Origin of the sequence: Streptosporangium sp. LJ11 (genome assembly GCF_051918945.1) — a bacterium.
GTDB lineage: Bacteria > Actinomycetota > Actinomycetes > Streptosporangiales > Streptosporangiaceae > Streptosporangium.
In genome coordinates this window covers 141,164-158,249 of the sequence record NZ_JBPXMB010000002.1, presented here as the reverse complement: position 1 = coordinate 158,249, position 17,086 = coordinate 141,164, and the positions used below count along the sequence as shown (strand labels likewise).

Sequence of the window (17,086 nt, the reverse complement as noted above, 5' to 3'; positions counted from 1 at the left end):
AGAAAATCTACTTCGTGACTTTCCGTGCTCGCCGAGTTGCTCTATGTCGACGAAACTGCTCTCAACGCCGAGTTTTCAGGGGTTGTCTCACCCGCGACGCACGGCGGTCTCCAGCGTCCCCTCACACGCGAAACCGGGTGGTTCCCGGCGTTACCCCACCCGCGACGCCCGGCGGTCTCCGGACCCCGTCACGCGTGACGCCCGGCGGCTTCCGGACCCTGCCACGCGTGACGCCCGGCAGGGTTGCGGGCGCGCCGCCCACGACCGCCCGGCGGGTTCCCGGACCGCTTCCCGGACCGCTTCCCGGACCGCTTCCCGGACCGCTTCCCGGGCCGCTTCCCGGGCCGTGTCACGCGCCGTGCCCCGTGGCGGCGGAGACGCGCCGGAGGGCGGCGGCGATGCCCGCGGCCGTCGCGCCGGGATCGGCGGAGCCGGTGATCGGGCGGCCGATCACGAGAAGGTCGGCCCCGTCGGCCAGCGCCTGCTCGGGGGTCGCTACTCTTGCCTGGTCCTGGCTCGCGGCGCCGACGGGACGGACGCCGGGGGTGATGAGGGTGATGTCGGGCCCGACCTCCGCGCGCACCGCGGCGACCTCGCGCGGCGAGCAGACGAGGGCCTGGGCGCCCGCGGCGACGGCCAGCGCCGACAGGCGGCGCACGGCGTCCTGCGAGGGGCCGTTGACGCCCATCTGGTCCAGGTCGGCCTCCGAGAGCGAGGTGAGCAACGTCACCGCCGCGATCTGGGTGTTGGGCATGGCCTCCACGGCCGCGCGGATCATCGCGGGGCCCCCGGCGGCGTGCACGGTCAGGATGGCGGGCTTGAGGCGGGCCACGGCCCTGGCGGCGCCCGCGACGGTGTTGGGGATGTCGTGGAGCTTCAGGTCCAGGAAGATCCGCACTCCGCTCGCCCCGCGGACGGAGGCGATCACGTCGGGGCCGTAGCGGAGATAGAGTTCCAGCCCGACCTTGACGGTGGTGACGTGCGGGGTCACCAGGCTCGCCCAGTGGGCCGCGGTCTCGAGGTCTGGCGCGTCCAGGGCGACGGCGATGGGTGCGGGCGTCACAGGGAACTCTCCTCAAGATCTATCCGATGCCGGGAGGACGCCCCCGGCGGGCGGTGGGCCAGTCCGACCGCGTCGGCCAGCCGGTGGAACCCCCGGGCCGCCAGGAGCTCCTCCAGCTCGCGGAGGATGCGCAGGCAGGCGTAGGGGTCGTGGAACAGCGCCGTCCCCACGGCGACGACGCAGGCGCCGGCGAGGATGAGCTCGAAGGCGTCCCTGCCGGTCAGCACGCCGCCCATGCCGATGATGGGCACGCTGGGCAGGGCCGCGTGGACCTGCCACACGCAGCGTACGGCCAGCGGCCGGATGGCCGGTCCCGACAGGCCGCCGGTGACGGCCGCGAGCGCGGGGCGCATGGCCTCGGTGTCGATGCTCATGCCGAGCGGGTTGTTGATCATCGAGAGCGCGTCGGCGCCGCCGTCCACGCACGCGCGGGCGACGCTCACGATGTCCACGACGTCCGGGGAGAGCTTGGCCACCACGGGCACGTCGTAGCGCATCACCGAGCGCACCGAGGCGATCACCTCGGCGGAGGCCGCGCCGTCGCGGGCGAAGACCCGGCCCCGGTCCTCGATGTTGGGGCAGGACAGGTTGACCTCCACCGCGGTGACCCCGGGCGCGTCGGTGAGCCTGCGGGCCAGCGCGGTGTACTCGGCCACGGTGCCGCCGCCGATGGACACCACCGTCCGTACGCCCCGCTGGGCCAGCCAGGGCAGCTCGCGCTCCAGGAAGGCGTCCACGCCCGGCCCCTGGAGCCCGACGGCGTTGAGCATGCCCGAGGGCGTCTCGGCCATCCTGGGGGTCGGGCGGCCCGCCCTGGGGGCCATCGTGATCGACCGGGTGGTCAGCGCGCCGATCCTGGCGAGGTCGAAGAACTGGGCCAGCTCCGAGCCCGATGCCGCGCACCCGGCGGCCGTGGTGACGGGGTTGACCAGCTCCACGTGCCCCAGGTACGTCCGCATGTCAACCGGCATTCCGCGTTCCCCCACCGGGCGCTCCCAGCGCGTCGAACGGGATCGTGCCGACGTCGTCGAAGCGGACGCGCTCGCCCCTGAAGACCGGTCCTTCGACGCACGAGCGCACCATCCGGGTTACACCGTCGTCCCCGATGACCGGGAGCACGCACGTCATGCACACGCCGATCCCGCACGCCATCCCCTCCTCGACGGCCACCTGGACGGGGATGTCGAACTCGACCGCCACCGCGGTGACGCCGCGCAGCACCGGCATCGGGCCGCAGGCGTAGACGGCGTCGGCCCGCACGTCGGCGATCACCCCGGGCAGCACGTCGGTCACCCGGCCGCGCATGCCCAGGGAGCCGTCCTCGGTGGTCAGCGTGGTGGTCTCCCCCATCCTCCTGGCGCGCAGGGCGCCGAACACCCGGTCGGCGGAGACCGCGCCCAGGACGAAGTCGACACGGCAGCCGCGCCCCTGGAGGGCGTCGGCCACGGTGAACAGCGTCGCCGAGCCGTGCTCGGCGCCGACCAGGACACAGGTCACCGGGTCCCTGGGCAGCGGGAACGGGCGGCCGAGCGGGCCCACCAGGTCGAGGGTGTCGCGGGCGCGGCGCCCGGCCAGCCAGGCCGTGCCGGGACCTCGTACGGAGAAGACGAACTCGACCGTACCGCCGTAGTCGGGCTTGACGTCGTGGACGAAGAAGGCGCGGCGCGTCAGCATCGACGTCCGCGCCCCGCCGACGGCCACCCCGACGAAGTGGCCGGGGCGGAAGCGCTCGGCGATGCCGGGCGCCACCACGGTCAGCGCATGGTAGGCGTCGACGCGGCGCGTCGTCAGCACCGTGCCGGTCACCTGTACCGGAGTAACAGGCGTCTCCCTCACCTCCGCTAAGGCACCGGCCCCGCTCCTCAGCCGCTCCGCAAACGCTTCGCGTGCTCCTGGAGGGACCGTACGCCGATGTCACCGCGGACGATCGCCTGGATGCCCTGTACGGCCGCGGCGAGTCCCTGGACGGTGGTGATGCAGGGGATGGCGCGCAACACCGCGGCGGTGCGGATCTCGTAGCCGTCCAGGCGCGGCCCCGACTGGCCGGGACTGCCGAAGGGGGTGTTGACGATGAGGTCCACCTCCCCGTCCAGGATGCGCCGGACGATGGTCTGCTCGCCCTCGGGGCCGGTCCCCTCGCTGTGCTTGCGCACGATCTTGGCATGGACACCGTTGCGGCGCAGTACTTCGGCGGTGCCCTCGGTGGCGAGGATCTCGAAGCCGAGGTCGGCGAGGGCCTTCACCGGGAAGATCATCGCGCGTTTGTCGCGGTTGGCCACCGAGACGAACGCCCGCCCCTTGGTGGGCAGCGAGCCGTACGCGGCGGCCTGCGACTTGGCGTAGGCGGTGCCGAAGAACTCGTCGATCCCCATGACCTCGCCGGTGGATCGCATCTCGGGGCTGAGCACGATGTCCACGCCGCGGAAGCGGTTGAACGGCAGCACGGCCTCCTTGACCGCGATGGGCGCGTCCAGCGGCATGGTGCCGCCGTCGCCGGTCGCGGGCAGCAGGCCCTCGGCGCGCAGGTCCGCCACCGTGGCGCCCATCATCACCCTGGCCGCCGCCTTGGCCAGCGGCACCGCCGTGGCCTTGGAGACGAACGGGACCGTACGGCTGGCGCGCGGGTTGGCCTCCAGCACGTACAGGATGTTGGCGGACATGGCGTACTGCACGTTGAGCAGGCCGCGCACGCCCACTCCCCTGGCGATGGCCTCGGTGGCGGCGCGGATGCGCTTGATGTCGTAGCCGCCCAGCGTCATCGGCGGCAGCGAGCACGCCGAGTCGCCGGAGTGGATGCCGGCCTCCTCGATGTGCTCCATCACGCCGCCGAGGTAGAGCTCCTCGCCGTCGAACAGGGCGTCGACGTCGATCTCCACGGCCTCGTCGAGGAACTTGTCCACCAGCACCGGGTGGTCGCTGGCCGCGCCCGCCTTGGCCATGTAGGAGGTCAGGGTGTCGTCGTCGTAGACGATGGCCATCCCGGCGCCGCCCAGCACGTAGGAGGGCCGCACCAGCACCGGGTAGCCGATCTCGGCGGCGATGGCCAGCGCCTCGTCCTCCGTCACCGCGACACCGTGCTTGGGCGCGGGCAGGCCCGCCTCGGCGAGGACCCTGCCGAACGCGCCGCGCTCCTCGGCGAGGTGGATCGACTCGGGCGAGGTGCCGACGATCGGGACCCCGGCGTCCTTGAGCGCCTGGGCCAGGCCGAGCGGGGTCTGGCCGCCGAGCTGGACGATGACGCCCACCACGGGACCGGTCTGCTGCTCGGCGTGGACGACCTCCAGGACGTCCTCCAGGGTGAGCGGCTCGAAGTAGAGGCGGTCGGAGGTGTCGTAGTCGGTGGAGACCGTCTCGGGGTTGCAGTTGACCATGACGGTCTCGTACCCGGCGGCCGACAGCTCGAAGGAGGCGTGCACGCACGCGTAGTCGAACTCGATGCCCTGGCCGATCCTGTTGGGTCCCGAGCCGAGGATGAGGACCTTGGGACGCTCCCCGTGGGGGACCTCGGTCTCCTCGTCGTAGGTGGAGTACAGGTAGGGGGTCTGGGCGGCGAACTCGGCGGCGCAGGTGTCGACGGTGTTGTAGACCGGGCGGACGCCGAGGGCGTGGCGCAGGTCGCGCACCCGCGGCTCGGTCATGTCGCGCAGCTCGGCGATCTGCGCGTCGCTGAAGCCGTACCGCTTGACCCGGGTCAGCACCTCGGCGGTCAGCTGCGGCGCGTCGCGCAGCTCGGCGGCGACCTCGTCGATCGCGAAGAGCTGGTCGAGGAACCAGGGGTCGACGGAGGTGGCCTCGGACAGCTCCTCGATCGTGGCCCCGGCGCGGATGGCCTGCTGCATGGTGAACAGGCGCCCGTCGTGCGGGACGCGGCAGGCGGCCAGGAGCTCGTCCCTGTCGCCCGGCTCCCCGGCCCAGGTGAAGGAGGCGCCCTTCTTCTCCAGCGAGCGCAGCGCCTTCTGCAGGGCCTCGGGGAAGGACCTGCCGATCGCCATGGCCTCGCCCACCGACTTCATGTGGGTGGTCAGGGTCTGGTCGGCCCCGGCGAACTTCTCGAACGCGAACCTCGGCACCTTGACCACGACGTAGTCGAGCGAGGGCTCGAACGACGCCGGGGTCTCCTTGGTGATGTCGTTGGGGATCTCGTCCAGGGTGTAGCCGATGGCCAGCTTGGCGGCGATCTTCGCGATCGGGAAGCCGGTGGCCTTGGAGGCGAGCGCCGAGGAGCGCGAGACGCGGGGGTTCATCTCGATGACGACCATGCGGCCGGTGCGCGGGTCGACGGCGAACTGGATGTTGCAGCCGCCGGTGTCGACGCCGACCTCGCGGATGACCGCGATGGCCACGTCGCGCATGTTCTGGTACTCGCGGTCGGTCAGCGTCAGCGCGGGGGCCACGGTGACGCTGTCGCCGGTGTGCACGCCCATCGGGTCGATGTTCTCGATCGAGCAGACGATCACCACGTTGTCGGCCCGGTCGCGCATGACCTCCAGCTCGTACTCCTTCCAGCCGAGGATGGACTCCTCCAGGAGCACCTCGGTGGTCGGCGAGGCGTCGAGGCCCGCCCCGGCGATGCGGCGCAGCCCCTCCTCGTCGTGCGCGAAGCCCGAGCCGACCCCGCCCATGGTGAAGGAGGGCCGCACCACCAGCGGGTAGCCCAGCTCGCCGGCGGCGGCCAGGCACTCGTCCATGCCGTGGCAGACGAACGAGCGCGCCGACTCGGCGTTGAGGCCGCGCTCGGCGGCGACCTTGGCCACGATGCCCTTGAACAGCTCGCGGTTCTCGCCCGCCTGGATGGCGTCGACGTCGGCGCCGATCAGCTCGACGTCGTAGCGCTCCAGGACCCCGGCCTCGTACAGGGAGATCGCGGTGTTCAGCGCGGTCTGCCCGCCCAGGGTGGGCAGCAGCGCGTCGGGCCGCTCCTTGGCGATGATCTTCTCGACGATGTCGGGGGTGATGGGCTCGACGTAGGTGGCGTCGGCGAACTCGGGGTCGGTCATGATCGTCGCCGGGTTGCTGTTGACGAGGATCACGCGGAAGCCCTCGGCGCGCAGCACCCGGCAGGCCTGGGTGCCCGAGTAGTCGAACTCGCAGGCCTGGCCGATCACGATCGGCCCTGAGCCGATCACCATGATCGACTGAATGTCCGTGCGCTTAGGCACCCTTGCTTCCCCCCGTACTCGTGCTCGTGGTCGCGCCCGTGTCAGCGCTCACCTCACCGACCGTTCCCCGCTCGCCCGCCATCAACGCGCAGAAGTCGTCGAACAGGCCGGCCGAGTCGTGCGGGCCCGCCGCGGCCTCGGGGTGGTACTGGACGCTGAACGCCGGGCGGTCCAGCAGCCGCAGCCCCTCGACGCAGTCGTCGTTGAGGTTGACGTGGCTGACCTCCGCCGATCCGTACGGCGTGTCGAACACGCCCTCCAGCGGCGCCCGTACCGCGAAGCCGTGGTTGTGCGCGGAGATCTCCACCTTGCCGGTGCCCCGGTGCTGCACCGGCTGGTTGACGCCCCGGTGGCCGTAGCGCAGCTTGTAGGTGCCCAGCCCCAGCGCCCGCCCGAAGAGCTGGTTGCCGAAGCAGATGCCGAAGAACGGGACGCCCGCGTCGAGGACGCCGCGAAGCGCCCGCACCGGGCCGTCGGCGGTGGCGGGGTCGCCCGGGCCGTTGGAGAAGAACACCCCGTCGGGGCCGAGCGCGAGGATCTCCTCGGCGGTGACGGAGGCGGGCAGCACGTGCACCTCGCAGCCGCGCTCGGCCATCCGGTGCGGCGTCATCGCCTTGATGCCGAGGTCGACGGCGGCCACGGTGAACCGCTTGGGACCGATCGCGGGCACGACGTACGGCTTGGGGGTGGAGACCTCCCCGGCCAGGTCGGCGCCCTCCATCGCGGGGCTGCCCAGCACCCGCTCCAGCAGCTCCTCGACCGGCGCCAGGGCCTTGCCGGAGAAGACCCCGGCCCGCATCGCCCCCCGCTCCCGCAGGTGGCGGGTGAGGGCACGGGTGCCGGTGATGGCGATGCCGACGACGCCCTGCTCCTTGAGGTAGTCGTCCAGGGAACGGTTGGAGCGCCAGCTGGAGGCCGTCCGGGCGGGCTCGCGGACCACGTATCCGGCCACCCACACCCGCGACGACTCCGGGTCCTCGTCGTTGACCCCGGTGTTCCCGATGTGGGGCGCGGTCATCGCGACGATCTGGCGGTGGTACGACGGGTCGGTCAGCGTCTCCTGGTAGCCGGTCATCCCGGTGTTGAAGACCATCTCGCCGAAGGTCTCGCCCTCGGCGCCGTAAGGGATCCCGCGGAAGACGCGCCCGTCTTCCAGCACTAGCACTGCGGTCACTCACACACCCCGATCATCTCGGTTACAGCTCCGCAAAGTATGAAATATCCGGCATGGTGGGTCGCCATCCCTCCGCCCGATGGGGCGTCTCGGCGCCCCGGGGCGGGAGGGAGGCCCCCGTGTTCCGGGGAGGGAAGGCGCAAGGCGCCCTCCCTGAAGGACACGGCGGTCACAGAGGTCACTGCGGTCGCCCGGGCGCGGCGGACGGGAGCCCTCACGTGAGCTTTCCGTCCAGGACGGTCGGCCTGCCGCGCAGGAAGGTCGCCACGACGTGGCCGGGCAGGGTCAGGCCCTCGTAGGGCGTGTTGCGGCTCTTGGAAGCGTAGCCCGCCGGGTCGACCGCGGCACGCACCGACGGGTCGTAGAGGGTGATGTTGGCCGGGGCCCCGACCTCGATCGGCCGTCCGTGCCCCTGGAGCCTGCCGATCCTGGCCGGGGCGAGGGACATGCGCTCGGCGACGCCGGCCCAGTCGAGCAGCCCGGTGTCCACCATCGCCTCCTGGACCACGGCCAGCGCCGTCTCCAGGCCGATCATGCCCATGGCCGCGGCGGCCCACTCGGTCTCCTTGTCCTCGACCGGGTGCGGGGCGTGGTCGGTGGCCACGCAGTCGATCGTGCCGTCGGCCAGGGCCTCGCGCAGCGCCTCGACGTCCGCGCGGGTGCGCAGCGGCGGGTTCACCTTGTAGATCGGGTTGTAGGAGCCGACCGGGGAGTCCTCGACCAGGTCGTCGGTGAGAAGCAGGTGGTGCGGGGTCACCTCGGCGGTGACGTCCCAGCCCTTGGACTTGGCCCAGCGGATGATCTCCACGGAACCGGCCGTGGAGACGTGGCAGACGTGCAGGCGCGAGCCGACGTGGGCGGCGAGCAGGCAGTCGCGGGCGATGATCGCCTCCTCGGCGACCGCGGGCCACCCGGTCAGGCCCAGCCTGCCGGAGACCGCGCCCTCGTTCATCTGCGCGCCCGCGGTCAGGCGCGGCTCCTGGGCGTGCTGGGCGACGACGCCGTCGAACGCCTTGACGTACTCCAGGGCGCGGCGCATGAGCACCGCGTCGGAGACGCACTTGCCGTCGTCGGAGAAGACCCGGACCCGCGCGGCGGAGTCGGCCATCGCGCCGAGCTCGGCCAGGCGCTCACCGCCCAGGCCGACGGTGACGGCGCCGACGGGCTGCACGTCGCAGTGGCCCGCCTCCTGGCCCAGGCGCCAGACCTGCTCGACGACGCCCGCGGTGTCGGCGACCGGCTCGGTGTTGGCCATGGCGTGCACGGCGGTGTAGCCGCCGAGGGCGGCGGCGCGGGTGCCGGTGTCGACTGTCTCGGCGTCCTCGCGGCCCGGCTCGCGCAGGTGGGTGTGCAGGTCGACCAGGCCGGGCAGGGCGATCAGCCCCTCGGCCTCGACGGTCTCGCCGCCGGTCAGCCCCTGGCCGATCTCCACCAGGAGGCCGTCGCGGATCAGGATGTCGGCCGGCTCGCCGCCGAGGATCCTGGCGCCCCTGATGACGATGCCGTCACGCGTGGCCCCGATGCGGTCGTTCATCAGATCTCTCCCCCGAGGTCGGCGCCGCCGAGCAGCAGGTACAAAACGGCCATGCGTGCGGTCACACCGTTGGCGACCTGCTCGACGATCGTCGAGCGCGGCGAGTCGGCCACCTCGGCCGCGATCTCCATGCCCCGGTTCATCGGGCCGGGGTGCATCACGACGGCGTGGTCGGGCATCTTGGCGACGCGGTCGCGGTCGAGCCCGTAGCGGCGGCTGTACTCCCGCTCGGTGGGGAAGAAGGCCGCGTTCATGCGCTCGCGCTGCACGCGCAGCATCATCACCACGTCGGACTTGGGCAGCACCGCGTCGAGGTCGTACGAGATCTCGCACGGCCAGGAGTCGACCTGGACCGGGAACAGGGTCGGCGGGGCGACCAGGGTCACCTCGGCGCCGAGCGTGGCCAGCAGCAGCACGTTGGAGCGGGCCACCCGGCTGTGCAGCACGTCGCCGACGATGGTGATCTTCCTGCCGTCCAGCGGGCCCAGGCGGCGGCGCATGGTGAAGGCGTCGAGCAGGGCCTGGGTGGGGTGCTCGTGGGTGCCGTCGCCGGCGTTGACGACGCTGCCGCGCACCCAGCCGGCCAGCCGGTGCGGCGCGCCCGAGGCGCCGTGGCGGATCACGACGGCGTCGGCGCCCATCGCCTCCAGGGTGAGCGCGGTGTCCTTGAGCGACTCGCCCTTGGAGACGCTGGAGCCCTTGGCGGAGAAGTTGATGACGTCGGCCGACAGGCGCTTGGCGGCGGCCTCGAAGGAGATCCTGGTCCGGGTGGAGTCCTCGAAGAAGAGGTTCACCACCGTGCGGCCCCGCAGGGTGGGCAGCTTCTTGATGGAACGTTCCGAGATCTTCGCCAGCTCGTCGGCGGTGTCCAGGATGAGCAGGGCGTCGTCGCGGGTCAGGTCGGCCGCGGAGATCAGGTGCCGCTTCACCGGTCCTCCTCCTTCAGCAGCAGGACCGCGTCGCGGCCGTCGTTCTCCTCCAGGTAGACCTTGACGCTCTCGGACTTGGACGTCGGCAGGTTCTTGCCCACGTAGTCGGGGCGGATGGGCAGCTCGCGGTGTCCCCGGTCGACCAGGGTGGCGAGCTGCACGGCCTGCGGGCGGCCCAGGTCGTTGAGGGCGTCGAGGGCCGCGCGGACGGTGCGGCCCGAGTAGAGGACGTCGTCGACGAGGACGACCACCCTGCCGTCGATGCCGTCGGCGGGCAGCTCGGTGCGGCCCAGCGCGCGGGCGGGACGCAGCCGGAGGTCGTCGCGGTACATCGTGACGTCGAGGGAGCCGACGGGCACCGAGCGGCCCTCGAACTGCTTGATGTGGGCGGCCAGGCGGCGGGCCAGGTGGACGCCGCGGGTGGGGATGCCCAGGAGAAGGACGTTCTCACCGCCCTTGGTCCGCTCAAGGATCTCGTGGGAGATGCGGACGAGAGCCCGGTTGATGTCGGGCTCCTCGAGAACGGCGCGGGCGTTGCCCTGCGCATGCGGGAGCGAACGCGAAATGGCCTCGGCCAAGGAGGAACACCACCTTTCCCGCCTCACGGGACGGGTCTTAAAGGAAGTCAACGCCTTCACGGTACCAGCCGCGTGAAGGCTCGCCCGAACAGGGGTCCGCTCCGCGAACGCCGAAGATCCGGCCCAGCGATCTTCTCAAAAGAGAATAAATATCCCGATCATCGCTGACTTCCCCTTGGTTCTTCCGGGTATGCGCTTTACATCCGCACCAAGGCGGAGCATGACGATCACACCCCGGGCGCGGCCGGCCCGGCGGCCACCGGCGGCCACCGGCGGCCACGGCGGCCTCGTCACCGGCCGCGCCCGTCACCAGCCGCGAAGGAAGAGAAATGGCCTTTCACGTCGACTCCGAGGTCGGCCGGCTCCACCAGGTCCTGCTGCACCGGCCGGAACTCGCCCTGAAACGGCTCACGCCGTCGAACAAGGACGACTTCCTCTTCGACGACGTGCTGTGGGTGCAGCGCGCCGTGGAGGAGCACGAGGAGTGGCAGAAGCTCCTGGTCGAACAGGGCGTCACCGTCCACATGCTCTCCGACCTGCTCCACGAGACGGTCGAGATCCCCGAGGCGCGCAAGCACATCCTGGACGGCGTCGCCGACGAGCGCTACTTCGGCCCGATGGCCGTCGACGCCATCCGCAACGCGCTGGACTCGATGGACTCCATCGTGCTCCAGCGCTATCTCACCGGCGGCATCACCAAGCGCGAGATGGTGGAGATGGGCACCGACCCCAAGAGCCTCGCCTTCCACACGCTCAAGCCGGACGACTTCGTCCTGCCCCCGCTGCCCAACCACCTGTTCACCCGCGACACCTCCTGCTGGATCTACGACGGCGTCTCGATCAACGCGATGAGGAAGAAGGCCCGCCGCCGCGAGACCGTCAACATGGAGGCGATCTACCGCTACCACCCGGCCTTCGCGCCCGGCTACGACCGGCCGGACGAGGGCGGCTACAACGTCTGGCTGCCGGGCATCCCCATGGCGCCCGCCACCATCGAGGGCGGCGACGTGCTCGTCATCGGCCGCGGCGCGGTGCTGGTGGGGATCAGCGAGCGCACGCAGCCCCAGGCCGTCGAGATGCTCGCGCGGAGCCTGTTCAGGCGAGGGGCGGCGACGAGGATCGTCGCGCTGGACATGCCGAAGGCGCGGGCCTTCATGCACCTGGACACGGTCATGACCAACGTGGACGTCGGCGTCTTCACCAAGTTCGCGGGGCTGGGCATGCTGCCCTCCTACACCGTCGAGCCCGGCGACAACGAGAAGGAACTCAAGATCACCGACCATCCCCCCGAGGACATGCACCGGGCCATCGCGCGGGCGATCGGGCTGGACGACATCAAGGTCCTCAGCGCGACGCAGGACGTGTACGCCTCCGAGCGGGAGCAGTGGGACGACGGCTGCAACGTGCTGGCCCTGCGTCCCGGCGTGGTGGTGGCCTACGAGCGCAACACCACCACCAACAACCACCTGCGCGAGAACGGGATCGAGGTCATCACGATCCGGGGCAGCGAGCTCGGCCGCGGCCGGGGCGGCCCGCGCTGCATGAGCTGCCCGCTCGAACGCGACGGCATCTGACTCCCCTCCTCCCCGCCGCCCGGAGGGCCCGGCCCGTCCGGACAGCCCGGTCCATCCAGACAACTCGGCCCGTCCAGGCAGCTTCGGTCCGTCCGGACGGCTCGGCTCCCGGAAACCTGGTCCGGCGGGACGTGTGCGGCGGGACGTGTGCGGCGGGACGTGTGCGGAAAAGCTCCTCATACCTCCCGGAGAGCCGTCGTCCCCCGGAGGACAGGTCTGCTCCCTCCTCCCGGCAGGGCGGACCATCACCACCCGGACCGCAGTGGAGGGGGACGAGCGGATGGCCTCACCGGCTCGCCGGCTGTTCCGTACCAAGCCCGCCGAGGAGATCGTCGCCGAGGGCGGCCACGGCGAGGGCGGCGAGCTGCGCAGGAGCATGACCCTGTGGCAGCTGACCCTGTTCAGCGTCGGCGCCACCCTCGGCACCGGCATCTTCGTGATCCTCGGCCAGGCCGTGCCCAAGGCGGGCCCCGCGGTGCCGGTCGCCTTCCTGCTGGCCGCGCTCACCGCCCTGTTCTCCGCGCTGTCGTACGCGGAACTGGCCGGCACGATCCCCGTCTCAGGATCGTCGTACTCGTACGCGTACGCCACCCTGGGCGAGCTGGTGGCGTGGGTGTGCGGCTGGTGCCTGATGCTGGAGTACGCCGTCTCGGTGGCGGCCGTGGCGGTCGGCTGGGGCGAATACCTCAACGCCTTCCTCCTGGACCTGTTCGGCTGGACGTTCCCGGCGGCCGTCGTCCACTCCCCCGGCGACCGGGGCGGCGTGGTCAACCTGACCGCGATCCTGATCGTCCTGCTCGCCACCTGGCTGCTGCTGCGCGGCGCCTCGGAGAGCGCGGGCGCCAACGCGATCCTCGTGCTCGTCAAGATCGCGGTGCTGGCGTTCTTCTGCGTCGTGGCGTTCACCGCGTTCGACTCGGGCAACCTGGCGCCGTTCGCCCCGATGGGGGTCGCCGGCATCACCGCCGCCGCCTCGCAGGTGTTCTTCGCCTACATCGGTTTCGACGCGGCCTCCACCGCCGGGGAGGAGGCCAGGAACCCCAGGCGCGACCTTCCTTTGGCGATCATGCTGTCCCTCGGCGTCGTCACGCTCGTCTACGTCCTGGTGGCGCTGGCCGCCGTCGGCGCCATGCCGTGGCGGGACTTCGGCCCGGAGAGCACCGAGGCGGGCCTGTCCGTGATCGCGAAGCGGGCCGTGGGCGCCACCTGGCCCGGTGTCGTCATCTCCTTCGGCGCGGCCATCGCCATCGCCAGCGTGGTCCTGACCGTGCTGTACGGCCAGACCCGCATCCTGTTCGCCATGGCGCGCGACGGCCTGATTCCGAAGATCTTCGAGAGGGTGAGCCCGCGCCGCCGGGTACCGGTCGCCAACACCCTCATCGTGGCCGCCTTCGTCTCCGTGCTCGCCGGGTTCGTCCCGCTGGGCCGGCTCGCCGAGGCCACCAGCATCGGCACCCTGTTCGCCTTCGCGATCGTCAACACCGGTGTGCTCGTCCTGCGCCGCACCCGCCCAGACCTGCCCCGCGGCTTCAGGACACCGTTCTTCCCGATCACGCCGATCCTCGGTGTGATCCTCTGCCTCGTCGTGATGGCCGGCCTGGCAGGCGTCACCTGGCTGGCCTTCGGGATCTGGATGGCGGCCGGCCTGCTCGCCTACTTCCTCTACGGCTATCGCCACTCGCGTCTCGACCGGGGCGTCCGGTGACCGGGGCCGCCGGCCGGACGCCCGGGGCGAGCCCCCGCCCCCGCCCCGGGCCTCGGGGCGGGACGGCCGGGACACGGCGGGCGGAGTCTCCAGGGCGGTGTCCGGACCGGCACGCGGGCGCGCCGGGCCCCGCCTCCGGCAGCGCGGGACCGTCGCACCGGGTATTGCCCGCCGCCGCATCGTTCAAGATCATACGCCTGTCGCCGCGCCCGGGGAGGACGTCGTCTCGAATCCCGGAGAAGAGCCGGAAATCATGCGGAAGTCCCGAAAAAACCGGAGGTTTCGCGATGCGGGGTAGGACAAGTGCGGCGTTTGACGCGGACCCCACCGGACCGGATTCGGCATCTTTTTTCCAATCAGCTTGACCTTAGGCGCCCACAGCTTTACCGTCACTGTCCGTAACCACACCTCGTGGCGTTATCGGGTGAACCCTGACGCATCGGTCACCGAAGGTGCCCACCCCGGGCGCCAACCCGGTGAACGGGGCATAAGTTGCGAGGTAGCACAATCATGTTGAGAGCACTACATAACAGAGCCGGGGGGCCACACCATGCCGTCTGAGTACGCCAAGTCGCTGGGTGCACGACTCCGCGCCATCCGCACCCAGCAGGGCCTGTCCCTGCACGGAGTAGAAGAGAAGTCCCGCGGGCGCTGGAAGGCGGTCGTCGTTGGCTCCTACGAGCGTGGCGACCGTGCCGTCACCGTGCAGAAGCTTGCCGAACTGGCTGATTTCTACGGGGTGCCGGTCTCGGAGTTGCTGCCGGGAGGGGCCGCTCCGAGCCCCCTGGGCCCGACACCGAAGCTTGTGATCGACCTTGAGCGTCTCGCCCAGCTCCCCAAGGAGAAGGCGGGCGCGCTCGCCCGTTACGCGGCCACCATCCAGAGCCAGCGTGGCGACTACAACGGCAAGGTGCTGTCCATCCGTCAGGAGGACCTCCGCTCCCTCGCCGTGATCTACGACAAGTCCCCCAGCGAGCTCACCGAGGAGCTCATCAGCTGGGGCGTCCTGGACCCGGAGGCGCGCCGAGCCGTCGAGTCCTTCTGACGACCCCTGACCGGTCGTGGGTGCGCCGGAACCGGCGTGCCCACCCCGCAGATATTCCCGCTCTCAGCAGAACGTGCCCTTCGTCCCGCCCCGGCCTGACCGCCACTGTGGTAGGAAAAGGCAAACATGCGTTTAGCGAGATGTGGTGGACATGGCCTCGGGAGATGATCGGCTCGATCACTCTCGATCAAGCCGGAAAAACCGTCTCCGCGCCGTCATGGCGTCGCTGGGATCGACCAAGACGCGTGCCTTCCTGCGGCTGCTGACCTCGATCGGCACCACCAAGACCCAGGACACCCTGAAACTCCTGCCGTTCGTCGTCATGGCCGTGGTGGCTCTGATCGACTTCGGCTCGGGTCCCACGTCCGGCCTCCTGCCGCTGCTCGCCCTCGGCCCGGCCTTCGCCAGCGTGGCGTGCGGCCTGACCCGCACCACGGTGGTCGGCGTCGTCGCCCTGGTGCTGTGCTTCGCGCTCGGCGCCTACAACGACATCCTCTGGATGCCCCGCACCGACATCACCCTCCTCGCCATTCTCGGCGTCACCGTGGCCAGCGTGCTGGCCAGCGCCGGGCGGCTGCGCCACGAACACCAGCTCGCCGACGTGCGCTCGGTGGCCGAGGCCGCCCAGCGGGTGCTGCTGCGCCCGGTGCCCCGCCGCGCGGGACCGGGCATCGGCGTGGCCGTCTCGTACACCTCCGCCACGGCGGAGGCCAGGATCGGCGGCGACCTGTACGAGGTCGTCACCACCCCGCACGGGGTTCGGATCATCGTGGGAGACGTCCAGGGCAAGGGCCTGGAGGCCGTGGAGACGGCCGCCGTGGTGCTCGGGGCCTTCCGGGAGGCGGCCCACGACGAGAGGACGCTCCAGGGCGTCGTGGCGCGCCTGGAGAACGCCCTGACCCGCGAGCTGTCCGGCGAGCAGTTCGTGACCGCCGTGCTGGCCGAGATCAGCGGCGGTTCCACCATCACCGTCATCAACTGCGGCCATCCGGCGCCCATGGTGCTCGACGCCGAGGGCGCGATCTGGTTCGCCGACCCGCCGGACGAGGCGCTCCCGCTGGGCATGAGCGCCCTCAAGGCCAGTGAGCCGCAGCCGCACCACATCCCGTTCGAGCCGGGCGACCAGGTGCTCTTCTACACCGACGGGGTCATCGAGGCGCGCGACGGGACCGGCGAGTTCTACCCGCTGCTGGAGCGGGCGCACCTGCTGGACGGCGACGACCCCCAGGGCTCGCTGGACGCCCTCCGCGCCGACCTGCTCGACCACGTGGGCAGGCCGCTGAGCGACGACGCCGCCATGCTCCTGCTACGTCACCGCGCCGCCCGCCAGAACTCCACGGCGGCGGCGTGAGAACGGACGGGGTGAGGGCGGCCCGGGGGCGCCCTGGGCGGGTGGCGCGATGGACGGGCGACGCGAGGTCAGGCGACGCGAGGGGCAGGCGACGCGAAAAACGTCCCCGTACGTCTCCGTGCCCCGCCCGGGAGGACCGGTGGGCACGGAGACGTACGGGGACGGCGCCGGTGAGCCCGGGCGGCGACCCCGGGTGGGAGGCCGCTCCGGCTCTAACCGGCTAGGGGGACCTGGCCGGGGAGCATGGGCTGGCTCGGCACGCCGAGCAGCTTCTCCACGGCGGTGACGAAACGCTCCGCCTCGGAGATGAGCTCCTCGGCGTCTCGTGAGGACACCGTGCGGGTCAGGCCCGCCTCGGCGGCGGCCCGCTTGGCCGCGCTCGTCTCGAAGTAGGGTGCCCACTCGGCCAGGCGGGGCTCGGCCTCGGGCAGCATTTCCCAGGCGCTGCGCAGCCTGCGCCTCCTGCGGCCCTCCATCGGACGGGGACGGGCCGCCAGGACGGCAGCGGCCGCCCTGAGCGCGGCGAGATGGGCCGCGACGTAACGCGCGGCGGAAGTCCGGGCGGCGGCGGCCTCTTCGAGGCAGTCGCGCGCGTCTGAGAGGTGCGCCCGCACCGTGGGGGACAACCGGGGCCCACCGGAATCGCTGAGCCGAGGGGTCATAGTGCTTCAGCCTCCTTGGTCGCAAGCGGCTCCGGCGTTTTCGCCGGTGGTATCACACTCGCAGACCCCACCGACAAATCCACCGGACGGCCGGACGAGGAGCTTCCCCTCTCCCCGCCCGTCCTGACCTGGCCCGATCGTCTCCGCCGACGACGTGGACCGGATCGGCCGCCCTCGGACACGAGCCGCGAGCCCCGTGCCATCACATCGAACATAAATTCGATCACTAATACTGTCAAGTAAAACGGCGAACAAAAGTTCGATCTTCGGGTATGTGAGGGCACACGCGAGTCCGGGGAGATCGGTGCGTGC

General features: G+C 71.3%; 13 protein-coding genes. 4 read left to right on the top strand and 9 right to left on the bottom strand.

Translation table 11 applies throughout. From position 1 onward, the window contains the following. Positions 1 to 349 precede the first annotated feature (349 nt). The 8 genes from pyrF to pyrR form a co-directional block, all read right to left on the bottom strand. Complete coding sequence (gene pyrF / locus ACTOQ3_RS03280) at positions 350 to 1,063, bottom strand: orotidine-5'-phosphate decarboxylase (RefSeq protein ID WP_440081925.1); 714 nt, start codon at positions 1,061 to 1,063, stop codon at positions 350 to 352. Then, positions 1,060 to 2,034 carry a dihydroorotate dehydrogenase gene (locus tag ACTOQ3_RS03275; protein WP_344749601.1) on the bottom strand — a complete coding sequence of 325 codons (975 nt, stop codon included), beginning with the start codon at positions 2,032 to 2,034 and terminating at the stop codon, positions 1,060 to 1,062. The genes pyrF and ACTOQ3_RS03275 overlap by 4 nt, the downstream gene beginning before the upstream one ends. Continuing rightward, positions 2,024 to 2,899: a dihydroorotate dehydrogenase electron transfer subunit gene (locus ACTOQ3_RS03270; RefSeq protein WP_440081924.1), complete on the bottom strand. Its 876-nt coding sequence runs from the start codon at positions 2,897 to 2,899 to the stop codon at positions 2,024 to 2,026. The genes ACTOQ3_RS03275 and ACTOQ3_RS03270 overlap by 11 nt, the downstream gene beginning before the upstream one ends. A 26-nt stretch (positions 2,900 to 2,925) precedes the next feature. Continuing rightward, positions 2,926 to 6,222: a carbamoyl-phosphate synthase large subunit gene (gene carB / locus ACTOQ3_RS03265; protein ID WP_440081923.1), complete on the bottom strand. Its 3,297-nt coding sequence runs from the start codon at positions 6,220 to 6,222 to the stop codon at positions 2,926 to 2,928. Continuing rightward, positions 6,215 to 7,396 (bottom strand): glutamine-hydrolyzing carbamoyl-phosphate synthase small subunit, encoded by a 1,182-nt coding sequence (gene carA / locus ACTOQ3_RS03260; protein WP_440081922.1) that lies wholly within the window; start codon positions 7,394 to 7,396, stop codon positions 6,215 to 6,217. The genes carB and carA overlap by 8 nt, the downstream gene beginning before the upstream one ends. 214 nt (positions 7,397 to 7,610) lie before the next feature. Continuing rightward, positions 7,611 to 8,930 carry a dihydroorotase gene (locus tag ACTOQ3_RS03255; RefSeq protein ID WP_440081921.1) on the bottom strand — a complete coding sequence of 440 codons (1,320 nt, stop codon included), beginning with the start codon at positions 8,928 to 8,930 and terminating at the stop codon, positions 7,611 to 7,613. After that, complete coding sequence (locus ACTOQ3_RS03250; protein WP_440081920.1) at positions 8,930 to 9,859, bottom strand: aspartate carbamoyltransferase catalytic subunit; 930 nt, start codon at positions 9,857 to 9,859, stop codon at positions 8,930 to 8,932. Before ACTOQ3_RS03250 ends, ACTOQ3_RS03255 begins: the two co-directional genes overlap by 1 nt. After that, positions 9,856 to 10,437 (bottom strand): bifunctional pyr operon transcriptional regulator/uracil phosphoribosyltransferase PyrR, encoded by a 582-nt coding sequence (pyrR, locus tag ACTOQ3_RS03245; protein WP_440081919.1) that lies wholly within the window; start codon positions 10,435 to 10,437, stop codon positions 9,856 to 9,858. Before pyrR ends, ACTOQ3_RS03250 begins: the two co-directional genes overlap by 4 nt. Positions 10,438 to 10,766: 329 nt before the next feature. Between pyrR and ACTOQ3_RS03240 the strand changes: the two genes are divergently transcribed. The 4 genes from ACTOQ3_RS03240 to ACTOQ3_RS03225 all read left to right on the top strand — a co-directional run bounded on the left by ACTOQ3_RS03240 (position 10,767) and on the right by ACTOQ3_RS03225 (position 16,112). Then, positions 10,767 to 12,011: an arginine deiminase gene (locus tag ACTOQ3_RS03240; protein WP_440081918.1), complete on the top strand. Its 1,245-nt coding sequence runs from the start codon at positions 10,767 to 10,769 to the stop codon at positions 12,009 to 12,011. 280 nt (positions 12,012 to 12,291) lie between these two features. Then, positions 12,292 to 13,716, top strand: coding sequence for an amino acid permease (locus ACTOQ3_RS03235; protein WP_440081917.1), 1,425 nt, complete (start codon positions 12,292 to 12,294; stop codon positions 13,714 to 13,716). Positions 13,717 to 14,266: 550 nt separating this feature from the next. Next, the gene (gene bldD / locus ACTOQ3_RS03230) at positions 14,267 to 14,761 is read left to right on the top strand and encodes a transcriptional regulator BldD (protein ID WP_329424589.1); all 495 of its coding nucleotides are present in this window, start codon (positions 14,267 to 14,269) and stop codon (positions 14,759 to 14,761) included. Between the two features lie 217 nt (positions 14,762 to 14,978). Beyond that, the gene (locus tag ACTOQ3_RS03225; protein WP_440081916.1) at positions 14,979 to 16,112 is read left to right on the top strand and encodes a PP2C family protein-serine/threonine phosphatase; all 1,134 of its coding nucleotides are present in this window, start codon (positions 14,979 to 14,981) and stop codon (positions 16,110 to 16,112) included. Between the two features lie 212 nt (positions 16,113 to 16,324). Here the strand turns inward: ACTOQ3_RS03225 and ACTOQ3_RS03220 are convergent, their stop codons facing one another. Further along, entirely contained in the window at positions 16,325 to 16,774 is a 450-nt protein-coding gene (locus tag ACTOQ3_RS03220; protein WP_440081915.1) for an SAV_6107 family HEPN domain-containing protein, read from the bottom strand. Positions 16,775 to 17,086 lie beyond the last annotated feature (312 nt).